Annotated in this window: 20 protein-coding genes, 1 tRNA gene and 1 pseudogene; 15 read left to right on the top strand and 7 right to left on the bottom strand. The window is 61.5% G+C overall.

Annotated elements, in window-relative coordinates; translation table 11 throughout:
* Nucleotides 1-9: 9 nt before the first annotated feature.
* The 3 genes from ACWTU9_RS12985 (at nt 10) to ACWTU9_RS12975 (ending at nt 5,081) form a co-directional block, all read left to right on the top strand.
* Entirely contained in the window at nt 10-993 is a 984-nt protein-coding gene (locus ACWTU9_RS12985; RefSeq protein ID WP_455858604.1) for a trypsin-like peptidase domain-containing protein, read from the top strand.
* Nucleotides 994-1,161: 168 nt separating this feature from the next.
* Entirely contained in the window at nt 1,162-2,427 is a 1,266-nt protein-coding gene (locus tag ACWTU9_RS12980; RefSeq protein ID WP_455858603.1) for a hypothetical protein, read from the top strand.
* Nucleotides 2,424-5,081 carry a DNA/RNA non-specific endonuclease gene (locus ACWTU9_RS12975; RefSeq protein ID WP_455858602.1) on the top strand — a complete coding sequence of 886 codons (2,658 nt, stop codon included), beginning with the start codon at nt 2,424-2,426 and terminating at the stop codon, nt 5,079-5,081. The genes ACWTU9_RS12980 and ACWTU9_RS12975 overlap by 4 nt, the downstream gene beginning before the upstream one ends.
* A gap of 410 nt (nt 5,082-5,491) precedes the next feature.
* On the opposite strand, the gene ACWTU9_RS12970 is transcribed toward ACWTU9_RS12975, so the two are convergent.
* Nucleotides 5,492-5,566: transfer RNA gene (locus ACWTU9_RS12970), tRNA-Val, on the bottom strand.
* 128 nt (nt 5,567-5,694) lie between these two features.
* Nucleotides 5,695-6,378 carry a phosphoglycolate phosphatase gene (locus tag ACWTU9_RS12965; protein ID WP_455858601.1) on the bottom strand — a complete coding sequence of 228 codons (684 nt, stop codon included), beginning with the start codon at nt 6,376-6,378 and terminating at the stop codon, nt 5,695-5,697.
* A gap of 165 nt (nt 6,379-6,543) precedes the next feature.
* On the opposite strand from ACWTU9_RS12965, the gene rpiA reads away from it, so the two are divergent.
* The 4 genes from rpiA to ACWTU9_RS12945 all read left to right on the top strand — a co-directional run bounded on the left by rpiA (nt 6,544) and on the right by ACWTU9_RS12945 (nt 10,120).
* On the top strand, nt 6,544-7,275 hold the full coding sequence (gene rpiA, locus ACWTU9_RS12960) for a ribose-5-phosphate isomerase RpiA (protein ID WP_455858600.1): 732 nt from the start codon (nt 6,544-6,546) through the stop codon (nt 7,273-7,275).
* Nucleotides 7,262-7,891, top strand: a complete 630-nt coding sequence (locus ACWTU9_RS12955; RefSeq protein ID WP_455858599.1) for a DUF2059 domain-containing protein — start codon at nt 7,262-7,264, stop codon at nt 7,889-7,891. Before rpiA ends, ACWTU9_RS12955 begins: the two co-directional genes overlap by 14 nt.
* Before the next feature lie 120 nt (nt 7,892-8,011).
* Nucleotides 8,012-9,403, top strand: coding sequence for a glutathione-disulfide reductase (gene gor / locus ACWTU9_RS12950; protein ID WP_455858598.1), 1,392 nt, complete (start codon nt 8,012-8,014; stop codon nt 9,401-9,403).
* Nucleotides 9,404-9,436: 33 nt separating this feature from the next.
* Nucleotides 9,437-10,120 (top strand): hypothetical protein, encoded by a 684-nt coding sequence (locus tag ACWTU9_RS12945; protein WP_455858597.1) that lies wholly within the window; start codon nt 9,437-9,439, stop codon nt 10,118-10,120.
* A 38-nt stretch (nt 10,121-10,158) separates the two neighbouring features.
* Here ACWTU9_RS12945 and ACWTU9_RS12940 read toward each other — a convergent pair whose 3' ends face one another.
* Entirely contained in the window at nt 10,159-12,045 is a 1,887-nt protein-coding gene (locus ACWTU9_RS12940; RefSeq protein WP_455858596.1) for an ABC transporter ATP-binding protein/permease, read from the bottom strand.
* Between the two features lie 322 nt (nt 12,046-12,367).
* On the opposite strand from ACWTU9_RS12940, the gene ACWTU9_RS12935 reads away from it, so the two are divergent.
* Together ACWTU9_RS12935 and ACWTU9_RS12930 are read left to right on the top strand one after the other, a co-directional pair.
* Entirely contained in the window at nt 12,368-12,673 is a 306-nt protein-coding gene (locus tag ACWTU9_RS12935) for a hypothetical protein (protein WP_454590046.1), read from the top strand.
* 11 nt (nt 12,674-12,684) lie between these two features.
* Nucleotides 12,685-13,119, top strand: a complete 435-nt coding sequence (locus ACWTU9_RS12930) for a hypothetical protein (protein WP_455858595.1) — start codon at nt 12,685-12,687, stop codon at nt 13,117-13,119.
* Here ACWTU9_RS12930 and ACWTU9_RS12925 read toward each other — a convergent pair whose 3' ends face one another.
* Together ACWTU9_RS12925 and ACWTU9_RS12920 are read right to left on the bottom strand one after the other, a co-directional pair.
* On the bottom strand, nt 13,120-13,800 hold the full coding sequence (locus tag ACWTU9_RS12925) for a DsbA family oxidoreductase (protein ID WP_454590044.1): 681 nt from the start codon (nt 13,798-13,800) through the stop codon (nt 13,120-13,122).
* A gap of 99 nt (nt 13,801-13,899) precedes the next feature.
* Nucleotides 13,900-15,720: an extracellular solute-binding protein gene (locus tag ACWTU9_RS12920; protein ID WP_455858594.1), complete on the bottom strand. Its 1,821-nt coding sequence runs from the start codon at nt 15,718-15,720 to the stop codon at nt 13,900-13,902.
* Nucleotides 15,721-15,980: 260 nt separating this feature from the next.
* Here ACWTU9_RS12920 and ACWTU9_RS12915 point away from each other — a divergent pair, with 260 nt between their 5' ends.
* Entirely contained in the window at nt 15,981-16,607 is a 627-nt protein-coding gene (locus ACWTU9_RS12915; protein ID WP_454575118.1) for an invasion associated locus B family protein, read from the top strand.
* 69 nt (nt 16,608-16,676) lie between these two features.
* Here ACWTU9_RS12915 and hspQ read toward each other — a convergent pair whose 3' ends face one another.
* A complete protein-coding gene (gene hspQ / locus ACWTU9_RS12910) occupies nt 16,677-17,000 on the bottom strand; it encodes a heat shock protein HspQ (RefSeq protein ID WP_454575121.1) in 324 nt (107 codons plus the stop codon).
* 224 nt (nt 17,001-17,224) lie between these two features.
* Here hspQ and ACWTU9_RS12905 point away from each other — a divergent pair.
* Nucleotides 17,225-17,675, top strand: a pseudogene (locus ACWTU9_RS12905) (AEC family transporter).
* Here ACWTU9_RS12905 and ACWTU9_RS12900 read toward each other — a convergent pair.
* Complete coding sequence (locus tag ACWTU9_RS12900; RefSeq protein ID WP_455858593.1) at nt 17,652-18,863, bottom strand: UbiH/UbiF family hydroxylase; 1,212 nt, start codon at nt 18,861-18,863, stop codon at nt 17,652-17,654. The pseudogene ACWTU9_RS12905 and the gene ACWTU9_RS12900 sit on opposite strands and share 24 nt — an antisense overlap.
* Before the next feature lie 102 nt (nt 18,864-18,965).
* On the opposite strand from ACWTU9_RS12900, the gene ACWTU9_RS12895 reads away from it, so the two are divergent.
* From ACWTU9_RS12895 to ACWTU9_RS12880, 4 genes are read left to right on the top strand one after another with little or no spacing between them, the layout of a single operon-like run.
* The gene (locus ACWTU9_RS12895) at nt 18,966-19,859 is read left to right on the top strand and encodes a DUF2182 domain-containing protein (RefSeq protein WP_455858592.1); all 894 of its coding nucleotides are present in this window, start codon (nt 18,966-18,968) and stop codon (nt 19,857-19,859) included.
* A 13-nt stretch (nt 19,860-19,872) separates the two neighbouring features.
* Nucleotides 19,873-20,487 carry a DUF1326 domain-containing protein gene (locus tag ACWTU9_RS12890; RefSeq protein ID WP_455858591.1) on the top strand — a complete coding sequence of 205 codons (615 nt, stop codon included), beginning with the start codon at nt 19,873-19,875 and terminating at the stop codon, nt 20,485-20,487.
* The gene (gene pcsA, locus ACWTU9_RS12885) at nt 20,484-21,314 is read left to right on the top strand and encodes a phosphatidylcholine synthase (protein WP_455858590.1); all 831 of its coding nucleotides are present in this window, start codon (nt 20,484-20,486) and stop codon (nt 21,312-21,314) included. Before ACWTU9_RS12890 ends, pcsA begins: the two co-directional genes overlap by 4 nt.
* A gap of 18 nt (nt 21,315-21,332) precedes the next feature.
* Nucleotides 21,333-22,310: a quinone oxidoreductase family protein gene (locus tag ACWTU9_RS12880; protein WP_455858589.1), complete on the top strand. Its 978-nt coding sequence runs from the start codon at nt 21,333-21,335 to the stop codon at nt 22,308-22,310.
* Nucleotides 22,311-22,527 lie beyond the last annotated feature (217 nt).

Genomic DNA, 22,527 nt, shown 5'->3' with positions numbered 1-22,527 from the left:
GGCCGTCCAATGACCGAATGGACGCAATCAGAGCTCAACAGCCTCAACCGCATCCTCGCCAATCTCTACCCGATGATCGGCGACGGCGTGCGCGTGGCCAAGGGCGTCGGGCTGTCGACGGCCCAGATCGCCTTCGACAACAAGGCGATCAACAACTGGTTCGCCATTGTCCAACGCGCAAAACAGGAGACAAAAGCCGACGATCTCGTCGCCTTTGCCCTTGATGAGAATCCCGGCGACCAGGCATTGCTTCAGGCAAAGCAGCATGCTCCGCCACCGCCGGTCGAAGGACCTCCCACCGCCAATTGGAGCGGTGCGACGGCGCCGGCACAGCTTGAAAAAATCCTCGGCGACAAGAGCACGCTGGTGCCGATCAGCTATCTCGAGCTCGGCCTTGTCAGGGCAAGATCGGTGGTGCGGATCAAGCGCGCAGATGGCAGTTCCGGCACCGGGTTCATGACCACCGGCGGAATCCTGATCACCAACAACCACGTGTTGCCCGACGACGCTTCATTGGTAGGTACCGTGGCCCAATTCAACTATCAGCGCACGGTTACCGGGCTCGACGCGCCGCTCGACCAGTTCGACATCGACACTGCCGTGCCTCTTCGTACCTCCAAGGACAATGATTGGTCAGCTGTCCGCATCAAGGGCGATGCTTCCAAATGGGGCGAGTTGGAATTGAAACCCATGACCGTCAAGGTCGGGGACCATGTCAATATCATCCAGCATCCCGGCGGCGCGCAAAAGCAGATTTCATTCGTCGCCAATGTCGTGGCCTTCGTCGGCGGCGGCCGCGTCCAGTATCTGACCGACACGCTGCCGGGCTCGTCAGGCTCGCCGGTCTTCGACACCGATTGGAACCTGATTGCGCTGCATCACAGCGGCGGCTGGCTGACCGAGCCCAACGCAGCGACCAAGAGCACCTACTATCGCAACGAGGGTATAGCGATCGACAGCATCATCCAGGACCTCGCGGCCAACCCTGTGTAATGGTGATGTGCGCAGACCGATGGCGCAACAAGATGCTCGACGATTTGGGACGATGGCATGTAAATCCTTTCGGATGCCACTGCATATAAGGCCACGCCGAACGCCAGGGGAGTTCTTGAAATTAGCGCCTACTTCGACCTCAGGCTTCAACTGGCTGATCTCTACCCATTGCCTCCCGATTGGTTGCAGGTAACCAAGCAGGCTGGGATCGTCGCAGGCGCCATCAACCTGCAAGGGGCGGCTCTTACAGTTTGGTTCAACATCCTCGACTATGCGCAAGCAAAGAAGCTGTCGCAGCCGCTGGTGAACATTGTCGTTCAGCAAAATCCGCAATGCGCCGCAATATGCAAAGCGTATCTGGATGAACTCGCAGCGGGCGAGAAACCGACGCCTGAACTGCCCGGCCTGACCACCGACGATCGGGTCAATACCGCGGTTGCCGGCTTCGACGCGGTCAACCAGCAGCCCAAGGACATCCAGGCGGTGCTCGCCGCCGGCGATGGGCTCACCGCAGTTACCAGCCAGATCGATGTTCTTGCGACTTACAAGAACCTGCATGATGGCCTGCAGAGCTTTCAATATGGCATCGGCAGCTTCCAGAGCCTCATGATCGCCGGGCGGGACATGGGCGCGGATCTGAATCAAGTCCGCGTCCTGCGCAAATTCCTGAACCAGTTGAGACTCTTCTGCGCATCCGCCGGTGACAAGGTCACGGTATTGCCCCCCGGGCCGGCGCTTCGCGACATCGAGCAGGCATGGCTTGACGACCTCGGGCAGGCCGCGACGAAACTGCAGGGCGCTATTCCCGACACATCGGCTGACGCTTACGACGCCTTGCTGGATGTGCGCACCGTGCTGCGCGTCGTACCCTCGCGGCTGAACCAGCAGATCTTCGTCACCGCCAAGAACTTGCCTTTCGGCATCCTGGCCACGGGGCTCGAAATAATAGCCGGCAAACTTCCGGCCGACGAGCCGTCGGTACCGGCGATCAAAGCCGCGCATGACGCAATCAAGGTACTGTCCTCGACCATCTATGCGCGGGTCGTCGAGCACAAGCTCTGGCAGGACATCGATAACAAGCTGGCCAGCCTCACCGATATGATCGAGCCGATAGAAGGGGGTGCCGCGGCGGACAAGTCGTTGCCGTTCCAGTTCTCGCCGCTGTGGCGAAACCTGGAAGTGAAGGTCAAGGTTCTTGCCGATCTCGACCCGAACGGACAGTGGCGGACAATGCTTGCCGGCTACTCAACCGACGTCAACGACCAGCTGTCGCGCGAGACCGTCGACACCGCCTTCATCCTTGCCTTCGAAGCCTATAGGGACGAGGCCCAGCAACGCTTCGTCCAGGTCGATCTGGCGCTGAAAACGGAATGCGCCTCGATCGTCCGCGTCAGCACGCCTTTGCACAAGATCATTGAGGACCTCGGGTCATGAGCGATCAAACAGTGATAGGCACCGAAGCCGTAACCTCCGCCGATGGAGATTTTGACTCGCTGAGCGACATCCGGGTCGCGCATCTCGAGCTGATGCGCATCGCCAGCGCCAACGAAGCTGTCGATCCCTCGATGAAGCGCAGCGATCAGGCTGGCGCCGAGGTGGCGGACGCCAATGCCGACAACACGGTTCCCGACGCGCAAACCATCCGCGCCTTCCTGGCACAGGCGCGGCGCGCGGGCAGCACCATCGAGCGCGAATCCGACCGCCGCGCGGCTCAGCGCATACTCGACTACTGGTCCGCCGAACTGGTTACCCGGCCCGGCATCACCTCAGCCGATGTCAGCCCGGCGCGACTCGCGCCCTTCGTAGGCGGCCTCGAAACGGCCGGACCAGTCGCAGTCGACTTCGAGCCCGCATCGCGTGAAATCGATGATCCCGGAGCGGTCGCCATTGCCGTTCCTGAATCGGTGGCTGTTGCGACCAAAGACGGTGCCGTGTCCGGCGACGGCTTCGCATCGGACGACGAACTGAGTTCGGACGAGCTGACCGAGCGCTTTCGCATCCGCGTGGCCGCCCAGGCGCGGCAATGGAAGAACACCGGCTATCCCGGCTATCTCTTGCGCGGCGAAGCGCTGAAGGAGGCAGCGGAACTGCCGCAAGGGCCCGACATCGCCGAGTTCGTCGAAACGAGCGCCAAGGCGGAGACGGACAGCCAGAAGCAGCGCGATCGCAGCAAAAATCGGCTGATCGTGCTGTTTGCCTTTGCTGCCGCATTCCTCGCGGCAACGACCATATTCGCTCTTTATCAGAGGAATGAAGCCGTTGTAGAGCGCTCCAATGCCGAGACGGCGGCGAGCGAGGTCGCGGAGCTGAACAAACACATTAGTGCTGCCCTCGCGGACGCAAAAAACGCACGCAAACAGGCCGAAGCAGCGCTTGATGTTGCCCAGAAGAAAGCGGACGACGCCGCCAAGGCGCTCACGGACCAGCAAACCACGCAGGCTACCTTGCGGTCGGCGATCGTATTTTTGGCCGATCAGCTCAAAGGTGGCGGCATTTCCCTTGGCGAAATGTCATCCGATCTGCGGCCGGCGGTCCTTCTCGAACTGGCCGACCGGGTCAGGAGCGGTGAGGTCAAGCTCAGTGAGTTGCCGGAAGCGCTGCGGAGCGCGCTTCAGCCGCTGCTCGGCAAGGATACCGACAAGCAGCCCAATAGTCTTACGGGGTACAAGGTCGATTTTATCCAAACCACGATCGGCTTGCCCAGGTTAACCGGCGATCTGGCAAGCGACGCCATGGCGACACCGCTGGACTACATCAACTACTCGCTGGTTATGGGTCGAAGTCACCGCATGGCCATCTATTCCGCCGTCAACCTGGACCGGTCGCAAAGGATGACCCTGCAGGTCACCGGCGGCGGATTGAGATATGATATCCGCCTGCCGGACAATGCACAGCCGGATCGCAGCTGGTACCACAGCCGGGACTGGCAGCCGGCGCGATTGGCAAACGCCAGTGACATCGCCTGGGGTCCTGAATTCGCCGGCGATCCAGCAACCGCGGCGCTCAAACTGGCGCAGTATGCCTATGTCCTGCCCAACACGATGCCGCAGCCGCGCACATTCTACTCCACTATGTGGGCGCCACTCGAAAACTGGGTGCGCTCGCAGCACAATCCGCTGGCCAACAAGGTGACCATCTTCACCGGTCCCGTCTTCCGGCCCGCCGACCAGCCGGTCAACGGCGTGCCTACCCCCTATGCCTATTGGAAGCTCGCCGTCTCTTCGGTGTCGGATGCTGTACAGCAGCAGGAAGTGAAGGAACCCAAATTCGTCGTCGATGCGTTCTTCATTCCGCGCGATGCTACGGGCGCGTTTGACGCCGATCAATACCGGCTCCCGGTTGCCGAGCTTGAAAAACGCACGAACCTCAATTTTGGCACTCTCATCGAATGGACGGACTCTGTAAATAATCCCGGCCCGAATGGGACCATGGCAGACGAACTGGCGGGGCGCGTCAAGCTGCTCGACGGTACGAACGATACCCTGCGCGGCGAACTGATTGCCGTCCTCGGCAATCCGGATCTTCCGGTGCCCGAACGGCGCAAGATCGTAGCGGCTCTCGTCAAGATGGCGGGTCTGGAAAGCATGACCGGACTGACGCCGACGGGGCGCCTCAACGTGCTTGACGCCTTGCTCGGGGTTTCGACCGACTTGTGGAGCCACACCGATCCTGACTCGCTGCTTGTGTTCGCCGATGCACGCAGGGCGGTTTCCGACCTCCTCACATCGGCAGCCGACGGTCAGACGATCATCGGCGCCGAGGATCGCGACGCGCTCGACACGTTGAAGGACCGGCTTCACATCCAGCAGAGCACGCAGAACGTCTACGTCGAGTTCTTCGGCATGGCGCAGGAGGACGTCCAGGCGCTCTCCGCCAAGTTGCGCGCATTAGGCTGGGTCATGTCCGGCGAAGAACAGGTGAAAAGCGCGGCAGGCAAGAACCAGGTTCTCTACAGCCCCAACGTCGACGTCGCACACGACGCTGCCGAACTTTTGGCCGCCGACCTCGCCGCGGCCGGCCAACCAGTGACCGTCCGGGCATCGCCCTTGATTGGCGGCAGGATGCTGATGATCCTTATCGGGCCATAGGGCACCGAAAGCCGAACGACGATGGTGCGCAAAAAAGCCGCGATGCCGCTGCTGACTGTGACGGTCGCACCATGCGTTGGTTCACTTCTGGGGGGTTTCCATGCGCACGCGTCACGCCGTCACGCAATAGACTGTGTATTTTTCAGGCTCCAATGCGCTCGCCTTCTGCAGCGGGATGGAGACGGCAAGAATGGAAAGCGCGGAAAGTGCAAGCACGCTAATGACCACATCGAGGTCTCGTTCTGGGATCTCGAGCAGATGAAGGTGCGGAACGGCTCCGATGTCTGCCAGTTCCAGAGCTATACGAGCTACTCGAGCGCCCTGAACTTTGCCCAGAAGAATTTTGGCGGCGAGGGAGCGAGCTGTAGCTGTTAGCGCGGCTGGAGTGCGACGTCCAAGGGAAAGAAAAATGGTGGGCGATGCAGGGATTGAACCTGCGACCCCACCCGTGTGAAGGGTGTGCTCTCCCGCTGAGCTAATCGCCCGCTCGTTGCCCGAAGGCCAAGCGAGCCGCGATATAAGGGAGGCAGGGTTATGAAGTCAAGGCGATGCGCGTGCGTTCCGCGCCCGAAATAGGCGAGGGCGGGCGCCGCCGCGCAATCGCCCGCTCCGCTCAGCCGGCCGCGGCTGCAATCAGCCGTTCCGCCAGGTCGAGCGTCAGCGCATCGAAATGCGAAATCACTGCCGACGGCTCGAATTCTCTGACATGGCGGTCGGTGTAGCCGAAATCGACGGCGACCACCGGAATGCCGGCGGCCTTGGCAGTGTCGATGTCGGTCTGCGAATCGCCGACCATCAGCGCGCGATGCGGATCGCCGCCAGCCAGCTTGATGGTTTCGGTGAGATGGCGCGGATCGGGCTTGCGGAAGGCGAACGTGTCCTGGCCGGCGATCGCGGCGAAATGCTCTGTCAGGCCGAGCGCCGCGATCAGCGCCACCGAATTGGCCTCATATTTGTTGGTGCAGATGGCAAGCAAGTAGCCCGCTTTCTCGAAGCGGGCGATCGCCTCGATCACGCCGGGATAGGGGCGCGACTTGCCGGGGATGTTGAGCGTATAGTGATCGAGAAACAGTTTTAGCAGCCGGTCGTGTTCCTCGACGCCGAGCGATTTCTGCTGCGCGGTATGCGCGCGCTCGATCATCACCCGGCCGCCCTGGCCGACAAAGCGCCGGAAGCCAGCCTCGTCGACAGCGGCAAGCGCGCTGGCGGCGAGGCTGTGGTTGAGGCTTTCGAGCAGGTCCGGCGCTGTGTCGATCAGCGTCCCGTCGAGGTCGAACACGATGATCGGTCTGGTCATGGCCTGTCCTATGGTGATTGCCCTGCGGTATTGCCGGCAGGCGATAGCGGCTGCGCTTCCTTCAGGCAAGCAGGCGCGGTCAAAGTCTTTGACCGGGCGGGCAAAAGTGCTAGGAGCGCGCAATCAGAAAAGTCACAATCAGGGCCAAAAACCTCCGGGGCAAGCATGGATGCGAGGCAGTTGAAGGTCGAGGCCGCGCGGGCAGCGCTTGGCCATGTCAGCGATGGCATGCGCCTCGGCATCGGCACCGGCACCACAGCGGAAGAATTCGTGCGGCTGCTGGCCGAGAAGGTCGCCACGGGCATGACCATCATCGGCGTGCCGACATCGGAGCGCACTGCCGCCCTTTGCCGCGAGCTCGGCGTGCCGCTGTCGACGCTGGAGGAAACACCCGAGCTCGATCTCACCGTCGACGGCGCCGACGAGGTCGATCCGGCGCTGACCCTGATCAAGGGCGGTGGCGGCGCGCTGCTGCGCGAGAAGATCGTCGCCGCGGCATCCGGGCGCATGATCGTCATCGCCGATCGGTCGAAGATGGTCGAGACCCTCGGCCGCTTTCCGCTGCCCATCGAAGTCAATCAATTCGGCCTGCGCGCGACCGAAATTGCGGTTGCCGCAGCGGCCAAAAGCCTCGGCCTTTCCGGCCCGGTTACATTGAGGATGACGGGAAGCCAGCCTTTTGTTACAGACGGCGGCCATTTTATCCTCGATGCATCTTTTGGCCGCATTCCGGATACAAGAGCGCTTTCGAATGCTCTCCATGCCATTCCCGGCGTGGTCGAGCATGGTCTTTTCATCGGGCTGGCGTCAGCGGCCATCATCGCCGGCGGCGACGGCATCCAAACCGTCCATGCCGCCCGAAAACCAGGGAGTTCTACCGATCATGATGTTGCATAAACGGGTTCGCCAATTCTCCGCCATCTTGGCGGCTTCGGCTGTCTTGGCGTTTTCCGCGCCGGCGTTTGCGCAGGATGTCACCGAATCGCATCTGAAGGCGGCGCGCGCCGCGGTTGCCGCCATCCACGCGACCGACCCGTTCGACAACATCCTGCCGCAGGCGGCTGCCTCGCTCGAGCAGCAGCTTATCCAGAAGAACCCCGACATGCAGGAGCTGATCGGCAAGACCATCAGCGAGAAGGCGCTGGCGCTAGCCTCACGCCGTGCCGACCTGGAGAAGGAAGCGGCACTTGCCTATGCCAAGGTGTTCTCCGAAAAGGACCTCAACGACATCGCTGCCTTCTACAATTCCGATGCCGGCAAGAAGCTGCTCGACAGCGGCCCAGCGGTGACGCGCGAACTGGTCAAGGCTGCCGACATCTGGCAGAACGGCCTGGCGCGCGACCTGGCCCAGCAGGTCGGCGAGACGCTGGCAGCGGCCGCCAAGGCCAAGGCTCCCGCGGCGCCGGCCGACGGCGCTGCCCCAGCTGATGGCGCGGCCCCCGCCGATGGCGCTGCGCCTGCCGACGGCGCGGCGCCCGCTGACGGTGACCAGCCAGAAGCGCCGAAGAACTAAGTCGTCCGATTTCGCCACCGGCGTATTCGCTGGACCAAGAAAGCCTGGTGCCAACCGGGCTTTTCTTTTGCCGCCACGCAGCCTACCTGTCTCAAGCATTTCTGAGGCAGGAGCAGCGGCATGGCCGGATACGACTACGATCTCTTCGTCATCGGCGGCGGCTCCGGCGGGGTGAGAGCGGCGCGAGTGGCGGCGGCGCTTGGCAAGCGCGTCGGCATCGCCGAGGAATACCGCTATGGCGGCACTTGCGTCATCCGAGGCTGCGTGCCGAAGAAGCTCTACGTCTACGCCTCGCAATTTCCCGAGCATTTCGCCGATGCCGCCGGCTATGGCTGGTCGGTGCCCGAGGCGCGTTTCGACTGGCCGACGCTGGTCGCCAACAAGGATCGCGAGATCACCCGGCTGGAGGGTATTTACGAGAAGAACGTGAAGGGTGCCGGCGGCGAGACATTCCATTCACGCGCCATGCTGGTCGACCCTCACGTCGTGCATCTCCTGGGCGACGATCGCACCGTCACCGCCGACCAGATCCTGATCGCCACCGGCGGGCGGCCGGCGCCGCATCCGGCTCTCGTCGGCCACGAACTTTGTATCTTTTCCAATGAAGCCTTCGATCTCAAGCAATTGCCCAAGTCAATCATGATCGAGGGCGGCGGCTACATCGCCGTCGAATTCGCCAATATCTTCCATGGCTTGGGCGTCGACACCACGCTGGTCTACCGCGGCAAGGAGATCCTGTCGCGTTTCGACATGGATCTGCGGCGCATGCTGCACGAGACCATGGAAAAGAAGGGGATCAAGATTCTCTGCCACGCCGTGTCGGAATGGGTCCGCAAGCGGCCGGACGGGCGGCTGGACGCGCTGGTCACCGGCGGCAAGGTGTTGACGGTCGACCAGGTCATGCTCGCCATCGGCCGCATCCCTAATACTGAGAATATGGGACTGGAAGGCGTCGGCATCGAGCTCGGCAAGACCGGCGCCATCGTTGTCGATGAGTACTCCCGCACCAACATCGACAACATCTGGGCGATCGGCGACGTCACCAACCGTGTGCAGTTGACGCCGGTGGCGATCCACGAAGCCATGTGCTTCATCGAGACCGCCTTCAAGGGAAACCCAACCGCGCCCGACCACGACACCATCCCGACCGCCGTCTTCTCACAGCCGGAGATCGGCACCGTCGGCCTGTCCGAGGACGAAGCCGTCAAGCGCTACGCCGACATCGAGATCTACCGCGCCACGTTCCGGCCGGTGCGGCACACGCTGTCGGGCCGCGACGAAAAGATGCTAATGAAGCTGGTGGTCGACGGCGCCACGCGAAAAGTGCTTGGCGCGCACATTCTCGGGCCGGACGCGGGCGAGATGGCGCAGCTTCTCGGCATTCCGCTGAAGGCCGGCGTCACCAAGGACGATTTCGACCGCACCATGGCCGTCCATCCGACGGCGGCGGAGGAACTGGTCACCATGTACAAGCCGACCTATCGCGTGAAGAACGGCGAACGGCTAGGATAGGGCGCTGATCAACCGGATTTCGGGGGCGCGTCAATGAAATCGGCAGCCTTCATCCTTGTGGTATCGACTCTACTTGCAGCGGGCGCAGCGGCGGCTAAGGACAGGGCCAACTGCAACAGCGTTTCGTCCGACAAGGAGCTGTCGGACATTTCCCTTGGCGCCATCACCGCCCGCAAGCTCAACTTCCTCGCCAATGAATCCGAAAAGCCCGGATGTCCGTCCGCCGACCCGTCCTGCGCAAAGGCGGCTTTCGTCCGGGCCAAAGACAAAGTGGTTTTCGACACCGATGTCGTCGCGGGCGGGTATGTCTGTGCCGCCTTCGTCGATCGTCGCGGCAACGAGACCAGCGGCTGGCTGCCGGTGGCGGATGTCAATCCCGTTACGGTGCAGCCGCGCTGGGTGGGCCATTGGAGATGGTACTCGGCATCTCGCATAGACATCGCCCGCAAATCGGCCGACAGCGCAGCGGTCAGCGGATCGGCCGTCCACGGCCAGGGTGGCGCGGCGACCGAAGGCAGCTTCGAGGCCGTCATCGATCTCAAGCAGGCAGTGCAGGGATTTGCTTTGCAGGACGGCAAGCAGGTGGCTTACCGGGAGGCCGGCAAATACGACTGCGCCGTCATGATGAAACAGCTCGGCCGTTACCTTTTCGTCAGCGACAACAGGAATTGCGGCGGCGCCAACATTTCGTTCTCCAACGTTTATGTGAGGCGCTGAGAGCAAGTCAGGACGCGGACGGCGCCACGGCGTCGTTACTATTTCTGCTTCAGCCGGCGCGAAAAACGCATCCATTTGTCTTCGACCGGCCGCGGCTGCGTAAGGATCGTGGTGAGCTCGCGCGGCAGGTTCGGAACAAGCGGCTTCTTGGTGGCGACACCGTCGGCGATCGCGACCACGCTGTGGTAGAATTCCACGCCCGAGGCCGAGCGTGGCGCAACCGCCTCATGCATGATGCTGATCACCGTGACATCGGGACAATTGTCCTTGATCGCCTGATGGAAAGCGATCTTGCCATCCGGATCGAGCGCGCCGGTGGCTTCGTCGAGGAACAGAAGCCCGGGCTGCTGCAACACGATGCGGGCCACCACCAGCTTCTGCTTCTGGCCGCCGGAAAGCATCTGATCCCAGATCTTTCCCTCGCGGCTTTCGTCGGCCATGTGTTCGATGAAGTCGCCAAGGCCAGCCTTGTGCAGGGCAGACGCCACCTGCGCATCGCCAAAGTCCTGCTCCGAGCCGGGCAGGCATACCAGCTGTTTCAGCGACACCTGCTGCAGCTTGACCTCCTGAGCGGCATAGAAACTCTTCACGCCGTCGGGGAAGACGATGGTGCCGCGACCATAGGGCCACAGGCCGTTGATCGCCTTGACCAGCGAAGTCTTGCCACTGCCGGACTCACCCTTGAGGAAGGTCCACTCGCCGCGCCGGAAGCGCAGATTGGCCGCGCTCAGGAACGGCGTGGCATCTTCGCCCTGATGCGCCAGTTCGAGCTTCTGGATGGTCAGTCCGAAGACCGGGTTCTGGCTGGCATAGTGGAAGTCGGAGCGCCCGGTCTGGCTGTAGAAGTCCTGCGGCTGCTGGACGTTTTCGATGGCGTTCGCCAATTCGATGACGCGCTGGCTGTTGGCGCGAAGCGTGGCGAGGCTCGGCATGACATGGATGAACCACGAACACTTGCTGATCAGCGCATTGACCTGCTCGGAACCGGTTATGTAGCCCTTGAGGTCGACGCCATTGTGGATGAACGGCACCAGTCCAGGTCCGTAGGCGACAACTTTGGCGCCGACAAAATTATAGACCGATTCGAATCCCGCATAGACGGTGTTGACGATGTTGAACTTGGACCAGGTGTTGTCGATGTCGAGATAGAGCCGGCCATGCATCGTCTTCTGTACGTCTTCGCCTTGCGACGCCGCCACATGGAAACTGCGGCGCAATAAAGTGATCAGTTCGCTGCGGTAGGTGCCTTCGGCCTTCTGCATTCGGATATTGAGCGACTCCAGCATTCCGCCGAGTTTGACTGCGATCCAGGTATTGACCGGCACGTATATAGCAACAGCGAAGAGAGCAAGGACGGCGCTGCCGTAGCTGCCGAGAGACCCCAATCCAGCTACCTCCACAGAATTTGCCAGCAAAGCTCCGCCGACAAAGTAGAGCGAGGTGAAGACGCCGAACACGCCTTGGGCAAGACCCAGAGCGCCACCCGCCATATCTTTGATCGATTCTTGCACCCGCTGGTCGATGTTGTCGGGCGCCGGCGCGCCCGACGCGCTATTCTGGGCGTGGTAATGCGTATGGTTGATGTCGAGCAGCGCCGCATTGAAGCGAGCATTCAGCCAGGCGCGCCATTTGCGATGCAATGTCGCCGACACAAATTTGCAGGCGCCTATGATTCCCATGTCCTTGAACACGACCAACAGCACAAGCAAGCCGGCATTCGTAAGGACCGTTTCAAGGGGCGTAGTATTCGCAGCATCATGGAAAAAAGCGATTGAGGCTGCTAGTTCGCCCGCCGACACCGTAAACCAGACGTCGGCCTTGCTCGAAAGGGCTATGAGAAGTGCGAGGACGACGGTGAGCGTCCAGGCTTCTTTCCAGTGATCCGAGAACCAGTAGGCTCGCATCAACCCCCAGAAGCTGCGCATCGAGGAAACCGGCGTTAGGGGCGGCAGCCTTGCGGCGTCGCTAGGTAGTTTTGCCGTTCCTGAACGTCGCGGTCTGTCGACCCGAATCACAATCCCGCCCAAACCTTTTTTAGTTTTGTTACGGATAGTAACACCAATTGATCATTTTCTATTAATTTTATCGCGGCGAATGTGAGGTAGCCCACCTGCCGTTGCCGTGAGGCAACAGGTGGTGCGTGGAGACAGCGGTCTCCAGGCCAAATATTTCGTTTGGTTTCAATGTTTTGTGAGAGCGCTGAGATGTGCGAAAAGCTTCCCTTGGGGAAGCCGGATTCACGGTTTCGTGAACCGATCAGCCTTGCCGATCAGCCGGAAGTCCTACTGCGGACTGATGGAAAAACCGGAAAATTTGCTGTCCGTGATCGCTTCCGGCCGCCCGAATCAACTTTCCCGAAGCCGAGAAGTGCCGGGAAAGGGGCCTGGCGGCGGCGTCATGGCGGTCGATCACCACTTCGCCGCTGTTAAAGCGAACATGATCGGCCGGGGCGCGCTTTTTAGCTGCCGCTCAACAAGATTGACAATTCATGTGCCGCCGGTTGAACCTTGCGCAGCACTGTCGGCACCCATGCATATCCGGTTCTCCAACTAGGAAGCTCCCCAATGCTTGCACGCGCAGCCGCTCCTGCAATCCTGTCGCTCTTTGCCTTCCTGCCTCTGGCGCATGCCGGCAGCCAGACCATTGCGGCGAGCCCCGAAGGGCAAATCGAGTTCAATGCTCCATCCGGCAACATCGGCTGCATCTACACACCGAAGGGCGGCACCAACACCTACGAACCGCAGGATGGCGGCCCCGAGCTTAGCTGTTCGCGCGTCAAGCCCAGCTACGTCACTGTGATCCTCGGACCGAACGGTCCGGCGACATTGATCAAGAATCCGGGTGAACAAGGCTGCTGCAGCGATGTCACCAAGCTGGCCTATGGCAACAGCTGGAGCAAAGGGCCGTTTACCTGCCAGTCGTCAACCAAAGGATTGGCCTGCACGGGCAGCAACGGCCATGGCTTTTTCGTCAGCAAGGCCAAGGTGACGGTCAAGTAATCAACCGGTCTTTTCCAGCTCGCCCTTGGCCTTGGCGGCGGCGACCTGGCGGATGGCGTCGGCCAGCGTGTCGGCGTCCTGCGCGCCCATGACGGCATATTTGCCTTCGAGCAGGAAGCACGGCACACCAGTGATGCCCATCCGTGATGCCGTAGCGATTTCTGTGCGCACCGCCTCGACGTCGGCGTCGGTCGGCAACAACGTTTCGACCACGGCAGCATCCATGCCGGCCTCGCGGGCGGCTTCGATCAGCACCGCGTGATCGCCGATATTGGCACCTTCCTCGAAATACAATTGGAACAGCCGGCGCACCAACCGGTTCTGCACGGCTTCGCCGGCTGCTCCGGCCCAGCGGATGACACGATGCGCGTCCAGCGTGTTGGCGGCAACCTTGATGGCGTCGAAGGCGAAATCGATGCCTTCGGCTTCGCCGAGCGGCTCGATGCGGGCATGCATCTGGCGGATGCGCTCCTCACTGCCGAACTTGGCAATCATGTATGCGCGCCGGTCTTTGCCCCCTTCCGGAATGGTCGGATCGAGCTGGAACGGCCGCCAGCGCACATGCACCTCGACGTCGCCGGCAGCGGCGATCGCCTTGTCGAGCCGCTTCTGGCCGATGAAGCACCAGGGGCAAACCGCGTCTGAAACCACATCGACGGTGATGGAATTGTCTTCGCTCATCTCGATCTCCTGCCGCGAACACTTCTTAGAGCATGATCTCTGGAGAAAACGGCCTTCCGTTTGTCCGAGAAAACCGGCAACCGCTTTTCGGGATCATGCTCAGTTCGCTTTGCGCCACCAGGTCGGCCATTGATAACCGAATATGGGCGTCTTTTTCGGATGGTCCAGATAATTCCAGTAAGCGAGCCATTGCTGCGCGTTGTACTGCATCGGCACCATGTAGTTGCCGGAGATGAGCAATCGGTCGAGGACGCGCACCGCGGCGACGTAATCCTCCTTGGTCCGCGCTCTCAGCATCGCATCGATCGCCGCATCCACGGCCGGATCGGCGACGCCGGCCAGGTTGAAGGAGCCTTCCCTTTTGGCTTCTGAAGAACCCCAGCGAAAACTCTGTTCGATGCCGGGCGACAGCGAGTTGCTGAAACCGCTCGACCCGATCAGCACCTCAAAATCGAAACGCTGCTTGCGCGACTGGATCTGGTCGGCTTCGAGGCTGCGGATGGTCATGGTGATGCCGATCTTCTCCAGCGTGCGCTGATAGATGGTCGCAAAACGCTCCTCTTCCTGCGATGCCGTAAGGATCTCGAAACCGAAAGGGTTTCCCTTGGGGTCGAGCAGCACGCCGTCCTTGACGGCAAAACCCTGGCTCTTCAACAGGTCGAAGGCCACCTTCAGCACCTTGCGGTCCTGGCCCGTGCCGTCATTCACCGGCGGCCGCCAGGTGCCGTCCATGACATCGGCCGGCACACGGCCGGGGTAGGGCGCCAGCAGCGCCTTCTCCCTGTCGTCGGCGGGATGGCCGAGCGCCGACAGTTCGGAATTCTGCCAATAGCTCATCGTGCGCGAGTACTTGCCGCCGAACAAGTTCTTGTTGGCCCATTCGAAGTCGTAGAGCATGCCGAGCGCGCGCCGCACCACCGGATTGGAAAACTTCTCCAGCCTGGTGTTGAACAGGAACCCGGTCACCACGGGCGGTATGCCGATGTCGAAGGTTTCGGCAATTACCTCGCCTCGGCGGAAGGCGGGAAAATCGATGTCGCGCTCGCGCTTGATCGGATCGCCCTCATCGTAGATGGCGCAGATGCCCTTCTTGAACGCTTCCGTCTTGGCGTTGGCGTTGAGGAAGTACTCGATGGTGATCTGGTCGTAATTGTCGAAGCCGCGCTTGGAGGGGAGGTCCTTGCCCCAGTAATTCGGGTTGCGCTTGAACACGATGCGCTGTCCCGGTTGCACTTTGTCGACGATGTAGGGCCCACTGCCGATCAAGGGCTTCAACGTCGTCTTGTCGAAAGTGTCCTTGTCGAAGGCATGCTTCGGGATGATCGGCGTCAGCGCGATGATCAGGGGCGTCTCGCGGTTGGCCTTTTCATTGAAGGTAAAGCGCACGCTGTGATCGCCGGTCTTTTCGAGCTTGGCGATCAGGCTCATGCGATCGCTGTAAGGCGGGCGGCCCTTGTCGGTGAAGACATCGTAGGTGAACAGCACGTCCTCGGGCGTCACCGGTTCGCCGTCCGACCATTTTGCGTCAGGGTTGAGGTGGAATTCGATCGACTTGCGCTCGGGGTCCATGTCGGCGCTGTCGGCGAGCAGGCCATAGAGGCTGAAGGCCTCGTCATAATTGCGCGTCATCAACGGCTCGAAAACCAGGTTGCCGTAGTTGAGATCGAGCATGCCGCGCGCCGTGGTGCGAAGGCTCTTCAGAATGAACGGGTTGAGATTGTCGAAGCTGCCGACGACGCAATAGGTGATGTTGCCGGCCTTGGGCGCATCCGGATTGACGTAGTCGAAATGCTGGTAATCGGCGGGCAGCGCCGGATCGCCCTGCATGGCGATGGCATGTTTCGGCTCCGACATCGCGGGCTGAAGCGAAAAGGCGAGAAACGAGATCGCGGCGATCAGCCAAACAAGAATGCGGCCCATGACCGTCTCCTTACTGGGCGGCTTGATGATTCGGAATGCACCCTAGCATGGCGCCGCCGCGCCCCGGCCAGATACGTCGGCCCAAATCGCGCGACCCAAATTGCACGGCCAAGAATCGCAGGCGCCGGGCTGGATTCGACTGCGCATGCGGTGTAACACGCGCTCCGAAGTCATCCTGTTGCCTCATTTCGGCAACAGGTAGCTGGACCACACGGCGCGAAGAAGCCGGTCCCGGGATCATTTGAGAGGAAGTGCACGACATGACGAGCCTGAACAGCAACGCATACCGCCTTTCGGTCATGGCCGCAGGCGTGGTCGGCTTTCTGGGCGCCGGACTTCCCACCGCTTCGGCACAGCAGCAGCAGATTCCGCAGGGCTGGTTCAAGGCCTGCACCAAGCAGGAAGATGTCGACATCTGCAATGTCCAGAACATCGTCACCGCCGGCAACGGCCAGCTCGTCACCGGCATCAGCCTGATCGAGCTGAAGGGCAAGGTGAACCGCAAGGTGTTCCAGGTCACGGTCCCGACGGGGCGTCTGGTGCCTCCCGGCATCGGCCTGCAGATCGATGCCGGCAAGGCGCAGAAGCTCGACTATGTCATCTGCTTCCCAGACCGTTGCGTGGCCGAAGTGCCGTTGAGCGACACGCTCGTCGCTTCCTTCAAGAAAGGCCAGGCGATCACGCTCACCTCGGTCAACTTCCAGAACCAGCCGAACCCGATCAAGGTTGCCTTGACCGGCTTCAGCGGCGCCTATGACGGCCCGCCGCTGCAGCAGTCCGATATCGAAGACCGGCAGAAGAAGCTTCAGGACTTCGTTGCCAAGAACAACCAGGATTTTGCCAAGAAGCTCAAGGACGAGCAGGACAAGGCCAAGGCAGCCAACTGATCTCGGGCAAATTCTAAAAAACAAAAAGCGGGGCATTGCCCCGCTTTTTTGTTGCCGCTCAGGACGCGATCAATGTCTCGACTGGCGCTTCGGCTCGTAGCGTCCGTCCGGCCGCTTGTCGAACATCTCGCCGATCTGCGGATGGCGGACCGGCTCGTCCGATTGATCCTCGAGCAGGTTCTGCTCGGACACATAGGCGATGTATTCGGTTTCCGAATTCTCGGCGAGCAGGTGGTAGAACGGCTGGTCCTTGCGCGGCCGCACGTCGGCCGGGATCGCCTCGTACCATTCGTCGGTGTTGGCGAATTGCGGATCGACATCGAAAATGATGCCGCGAAATGGAAACAGCCGGTGGCGAACCACCTGTCCGATCGAGAATTTGGCTGTTTTCATCATACTCACCACTAAGCCCTGAACCGCCCGGCGTCCCTTGGAATGCACGACACGCGCTCTAAGGCTTTGAATTTACACACGCCGTCACCAAAAATCGAGCCCGACTTTAGGGCTGGTATCTCGCCTTATCTGGCGCAGACGGTGGTTCAATTCAATGCCGAAGCGCTTGACGCCCGAGGAAGCTACGGGCCAGCCCGGCTCAGGGTTCTCGGCCCAGGGCAAAAATGTCTGACGTCATCGGTCTTGTTCTTCCGTTCTTCGGGCTGATTTTCATCGGTTTTCTGGTGGCACGCATCACCAGGCAGCCGCTGGAAGCGCTTGGCTGGATGAACACCTTCATCGTCTATGTCGCGCTTCCAGCCCTGTTTTTCCAACTCCTGGCGGGGACGCCGTTCTGGCATCGATCGCGGCACTGAAACTGATCCTGCATCACTGCTCTGCTACGTCGTGCTGAGCTGGGTCGGCAATTTCTCCGAGATCTAGGTGTTTTCCGCCGTGCTTTTGGCGGCGCTGCCGACGGCCACAAACGTCTTCGTCATCGCCCAGCAATATGGCGTCTGGGTGCAACGCCCCTCGGCCAGCGTGCTGATCACGACCTGCCTCTTGGTGCTGACGGTGACTGGGCTGCTCTATCTGATCCGGCACGGCATACTACCGCCGGACCTGTTTCCCTAGGCCACCGAAGAGTCCGGAAAAGCCGCTGCCGGGCCGCAGTCCCTCGCGCATGAAGAAGCCGCGCAACGGCGCAAAACTGCCGAGCACGCTGAGGCCGGCGCTGCGCGCCATCTGAGCCGGCAGCATGTCCGACAATAGCGACATGTTGAGCAGGTTGACCGCGCTGCTGCGCGCCAGAATGTCGGGACGGCGCCTGGAATCATAGGCCGCAAGCACCTTGGCCGCACCAGGATCGTTGCGATTTTCACCAGCGATTCCAATCAGATCGTCGATGTCCCTGATGCCGAGGTTGAGACCTTGGGCGCCGATCGGCGGAAACACATGCGCGGCCTCGCCGACCAGGGCAACGCGGTTCTGCGCGAAGCGGCCCGGTGATGCCGCCGAAAGCGGGTAGATCTGCCGGCCAGGCTCGACCGACACCCGGCCCAGCATGGACTGCATCTGCTGTTCGACACGCTCGGAAAGTGTCGCGTCGTCGAGTGCGGCGAGGTCTTTTGCCGTTTCCGGTCTCACCACCCAGACAAGGCTGGAGCGGTTGCCGGGCAGTGGCACCTGGGTGAACGGCCCGGTTTCGGTGTGGAATTCTGTCGAGGTGAAGCCGTGTTCGCTGCGATGGCCAAAGTTCAGCACAAGTGCCGCCTGCGGATAGGATCGCACCGACGCAGCTATACCGGCCGCCTCACGCGCCGGCGACAGGCGCCCATCGGCAGCGACCGCCAGCGATGCGGAAACTTCGCGGCCATCCGCCAGAACGGCATGTGCCTCGTCGGCATCGAGACGCCAGCTCTCGACCATCACCTTCAACCATTCGATGCCGGAATCCGCGGCGACGGCCCTGGCCAGCGCCGGGTTAAGCACGCTGTTGGGTAGGTTGAGCCCGAACTCTTCCTCGCCGATTTCCGTGGCACGAAAGGTGACCACCGGGCTGCGGATCAGCCGGCTTGAGGCATCGACGATGCGCATGACCTTCAGCGGCGCGGCCTTTGGCCTGATCTCGGCCAGCACGCCGAACCGATCGAGAATCTTGAGGGCAGGGTTCATCAGCGCCGTTGTCCGGCCATCGGGGCCGCTCGCCTCGGGTCCGACGAGCGTCACGGGAAAACCCGCCTCGGCAAAACCGAGCGCCGCGATCAGCCCGGCAGGGCCGCTGCCGGCAACCAGTATCCGTGCTGTCTCGCGATGATCCAAATTGGACTTCCAGTTTGCGATGCAGGCCCATCCTGTCTATCCATGGATATAGGTCAGACCATGCGGCTTGATCAACGCGGCGATTAGGCTCATTCGATTGCCATGACCGGTGAGCAGGACGATTTCAGCCATCTCAACCGCGCAGGCCGCGCCACGGCAAGCCTGGCCCGCAGTCCCCGGCTGACAGTCAACATCGCCATCGCCGGCAGCATTCTGCTTGCCTGGTTCATTCTCGGCGCCCTGGCGATCCTCGGCGCTGAAAGCCGGCTTCCCGGCGCCGGCGCACCAGGCGATGTGGTCCTGCGATACCTGCCGCAACTGCCGTTGCCGGATCTTCTCGACCGCTTCTTCGGCCTGTGCCTGACACCCGCATCGCTCGACGCCGGCAGCGGCGTAAAACTTCTGGCGCTGATCGCGATGTGGTTTTTGATGGCCGTGGCAACGATGTTGCCGTCGGCAGCGCCGATGATCCGCACCTATTGCGAGATCGCCGACACCGCCCGCATCAAGGGCGAGCCGGTGGCCCACCCGCTGGTTCTGGTTTCGGGTTACCTCTGCACATGGCTCGTCGCCTCGGCTGGTTTCGCGACGCTGACGCTGGCCGTCCACGCATTTGCGTCGGGGCGATTGCTCGACCCGGTGGCCGGCTTCGCCGCGGCCGCCGCTTTGCTGGTGGGCGGCCTCTACCAGTTCAGCAGCCTCAAGCAGGCCTGCCTGACAAAATGCAGGAATCCCTTCGCCACCCTGTTTTCCAACTGGAGCGCCGAGCCCGGTCGGATTTTCCGGCTCGGGCTGGAGCAGGGCCTGTGGTGCCTGGGCTGCTGCTGGGCGCTAATGCTGGTGATGTTTGCTGTCGGCACGATGAACGTGTTCTGGATGGCGCTGATCGGCCTGTTCACCCTGATCGAGAAGCAGACCAGCGGCAGGGTTCCAACCCGAGTGGCCGGTGCGATACTGCTTGTCTGGGCAGTCGCCCTGCTAGTAGTCTCTGCATAAGGGGGAGAATTCAATGGCAGAGCAAGTCTGGGCGATGAAAGGAGAGCTCGTACTCTCTTGCAATTGCACGGTTTTTTGCCCTTGCGTGCTGTCGCTTGGCAGCCATCCGCCAACTGAGGGTTATTGCCAGACCTGGGCAGGGTTCCGCATCGATGCCGGCCATTTCGGCGAGGTCGACCTGTCTGGCCTCAACCTCGGGCTGGTCATGGAAATCCCCGGCTATATGAGCCGCGGCAACTGGACCGCAGGCCTGTTCATCGACAAGCGCGCCTCGGTCTATGCGGTGAAGGCGCTGACAAGGATCTTCACCGGCAAGGCCGGCGGAACAACCTCGCTGCTGTCCATCCTTGTCGGAAAGTTCCTCGGCGTCGAGCAGGTGCCGATCACCTACGAGACGCGTGACAAGACCCGTATTTTCCAGATACCCAAGATCATCGACGGGGCAGTGACACCGATTCCCGGCAAGGATCGCGAGAAGGAAACCGTGATCAGCAACTCGGAATACTGGATCGCGCCGGAGATCATCGTGGCCAGATCCGACAAGAGCAAGATGCGGGCTTTCGGCCGTAACTGGAATTTCGCCGGCCGTTCGGCCGAAATCTGCAAGCTGGATTGGCGGGGCCCGTGAGCAAGAACACAACCGCCAGGAACGCCGCCAAAAAGATCACGGACCGGATTCCGCGTCCGAAGAAGAAGGTCACCTGGCCGCAGGCGCGTGCGTTTTCGGTCCATCTGTTGACCGCGTCGGGCTCGTTCCTGGCTTTCCTGTCTTTGGTGGCGGCGAGCGAGGAACGCTGGACGGCAATGTTCTGGTGGCTGGGGCTGGCGTTGTTCGTCGATGGCATCGACGGGCCGATCGCGCGAAAGCTCGAGGTCAAGGAGATCCTGCCGACCTGGTCAGGCGAACTCCTCGACAACATTATCGACTACGTCACCTATGTGCTGATCCCGGCCTTCGCGCTCTACCAGCGCGGCTTCATGGGGGAGCGGCTATCGTTTCTGTCGGCGGCCATCATCGTCGTCTCCAGCGCCATCTACTATGCCGACACCGGCATGAAGACGAAGGAGAACTTCTTCAAGGGCTTTCCGGTGGTCTGGAACATGGTGGTGTTCACCCTGTTCGTCATCGAGCCGGGGCAATGGGTGTCCTTCGGCGTCGTCGTGGCGGCGGGCATCCTCACCTTCGTGCCGATCAACTTCATCCATCCTGTGCGCGTGGTGCGGCTGCGGCCGATCAATCTCGGCATGACACTGCTCTGGTGTGCTTTCGGTGCGTTGGCGCTGGCGCAGGCGGCCCTTGCCGCCTTCTACGACCAGATCGGCGTTCTGGGCGAACAGGTCAGCGTCTTCACCAAGGCCGGCATCACGGTCACCGGGCTTTACCTCGCCTGCATCGGCGCTATCATGCAGTTCTTCCCCAAACTCGGCGCCAAGCCAACCGATAAAAAAGCCTGACTGCAGGAAAGCCTGAAAATGTCCAAAGCCATCCGTATCCACGCCCATGGCGGTCCGGAAGTCCTGACCTATGAGGATGCCGATCCGGGCCAGCCCGGCGCCGGGCAGATCCTGGTCAGGCACACGGCGATCGGCCTCAATTTCATCGATGTCTATCATCGCACCGGCCTTTACCCGCCGCCCGGCGGCTTCCCGCTGGTCCCGGGCGGTGAAGCGGCCGGCGTCGTGCTGACGGTTGGTACTGGCGTCGACTGGCTGAAGCCCGGTGATCGCATCGCCTATGCCGTCAATGTCGGCGCCTATGCCGAAGAGCGCGTCGTCGCCGCCGACCGCGTGGTCAAGGTGCCGGACGGCATCAGCGACGAGCAGGCCGCCGGCATGATGCTGAAAGGCATGACGGCGGAATATCTGCTGCGTCGTACCTTCAAGGTGAAGGCGGGCGACACCATCCTGTCTCATGCCGCAGCCGGCGGTGTCGGCCTGATCCTGGGACAATGGGCAAAACATCTCGGCGCGACCGTCATCGGCACGGCAAGCTCGACTGACAAGATCGAGCTCGCCAGGGCGCATGGCTTCGATCATGTCATCAACTACAAGGAGCAGGATTTCGTCGCCGGAGTCGCCGCCATCACCGGGGGCAAGAAATGCGACGTCGTCTACGATTCGGTCGGCAACGACACATTTCCCGCCTCGCTCGATTGTTTGAGGCCGCTCGGCATGTTCGTCGCTTTCGGGCAGTCCTCGGGGCCGATCCCGCCATTTTCGATGTCGCTCCTGGCGCAGAAGGGCTCGTTGTTCGTCACCAGGCCGACGCTGTTCGTCTACAATGCCAAGCGCGAGGACCTCGAAGTCTCCGCCGCGGCCTTGTTCGACGTGGTGCTGAGCGGCGCGGTCGAAATCAAGATTAACCAGCGCTATGCGCTGAAGGATGCTGGCAAGGCGCAGGCCGATCTCGAAGCCCGCAGAACGACGGGCACCACCATTCTGATCCCCTGAGGGGAGTTTGCCCAGTTTTTCAGCGCTTTGCCGCGGCGCCGGGCGCTGTTTGCACGAAGAAACCGGCGAGATACTTTCTTGCGTGAAACAGGCTTATCTTTACCCCTTGAGTTTCCGCTGAAATTCTTGAAGCTCTTTCAAGGTGGGTGCTGCTTTCGCACGAGAGCAGCCAGCGCATACCATGCTGGCGGGAACACAGAACATATCCGGAAACCGG

Source organism: Mesorhizobium sp. 128a, assembly GCF_053848025.1.
The sequence above is the reverse complement of the archived record's forward strand: the minus strand, read 5'-3'. Positions and strand labels throughout refer to the sequence as shown.

Excerpts from the sequence above, each read along its gene's own strand:
- ACWTU9_RS12945 (WP_455858597.1), top strand. The coding sequence starts at position 9,437 with ATGAAATCGGCAGCCTTCATCCTTGTGGTATCGACTCTACTTGCAGCG.
- ACWTU9_RS12940 (WP_455858596.1), bottom strand. The coding sequence starts at position 12,045 with ATGCGCAGCTTCTGGGGGTTGATGCGAGCCTACTGGTTCTCGGATCAC.
- ACWTU9_RS12890 (WP_455858591.1), top strand. The coding sequence starts at position 19,873 with ATGGCAGAGCAAGTCTGGGCGATGAAAGGAGAGCTCGTACTCTCTTGC.
- hspQ (WP_454575121.1), bottom strand. The coding sequence starts at position 17,000 with ATGAAAACAGCCAAATTCTCGATCGGACAGGTGGTTCGCCACCGGCTG.
- ACWTU9_RS12880 (WP_455858589.1), top strand. The coding sequence starts at position 21,333 with ATGTCCAAAGCCATCCGTATCCACGCCCATGGCGGTCCGGAAGTCCTG.
- ACWTU9_RS12925 (WP_454590044.1), bottom strand. The coding sequence starts at position 13,800 with ATGAGCGAAGACAATTCCATCACCGTCGATGTGGTTTCAGACGCGGTT.
- ACWTU9_RS12955 (WP_455858599.1), top strand. The coding sequence starts at position 7,262 with ATGATGTTGCATAAACGGGTTCGCCAATTCTCCGCCATCTTGGCGGCT.
- ACWTU9_RS12965 (WP_455858601.1), bottom strand. The coding sequence starts at position 6,378 with ATGACCAGACCGATCATCGTGTTCGACCTCGACGGGACGCTGATCGAC.
- ACWTU9_RS12930 (WP_455858595.1), top strand. The coding sequence starts at position 12,685 with ATGCTTGCACGCGCAGCCGCTCCTGCAATCCTGTCGCTCTTTGCCTTC.
- ACWTU9_RS12985 (WP_455858604.1), top strand. The coding sequence starts at position 10 with ATGACCGAATGGACGCAATCAGAGCTCAACAGCCTCAACCGCATCCTC.
- gor (WP_455858598.1), top strand. The coding sequence starts at position 8,012 with ATGGCCGGATACGACTACGATCTCTTCGTCATCGGCGGCGGCTCCGGC.
- ACWTU9_RS12920 (WP_455858594.1), bottom strand. The coding sequence starts at position 15,720 with ATGGGCCGCATTCTTGTTTGGCTGATCGCCGCGATCTCGTTTCTCGCC.
- ACWTU9_RS12915 (WP_454575118.1), top strand. The coding sequence starts at position 15,981 with ATGACGAGCCTGAACAGCAACGCATACCGCCTTTCGGTCATGGCCGCA.
- ACWTU9_RS12975 (WP_455858602.1), top strand. The coding sequence starts at position 2,424 with ATGAGCGATCAAACAGTGATAGGCACCGAAGCCGTAACCTCCGCCGAT.
- ACWTU9_RS12895 (WP_455858592.1), top strand. The coding sequence starts at position 18,966 with ATGACCGGTGAGCAGGACGATTTCAGCCATCTCAACCGCGCAGGCCGC.
- rpiA (WP_455858600.1), top strand. The coding sequence starts at position 6,544 with ATGGATGCGAGGCAGTTGAAGGTCGAGGCCGCGCGGGCAGCGCTTGGC.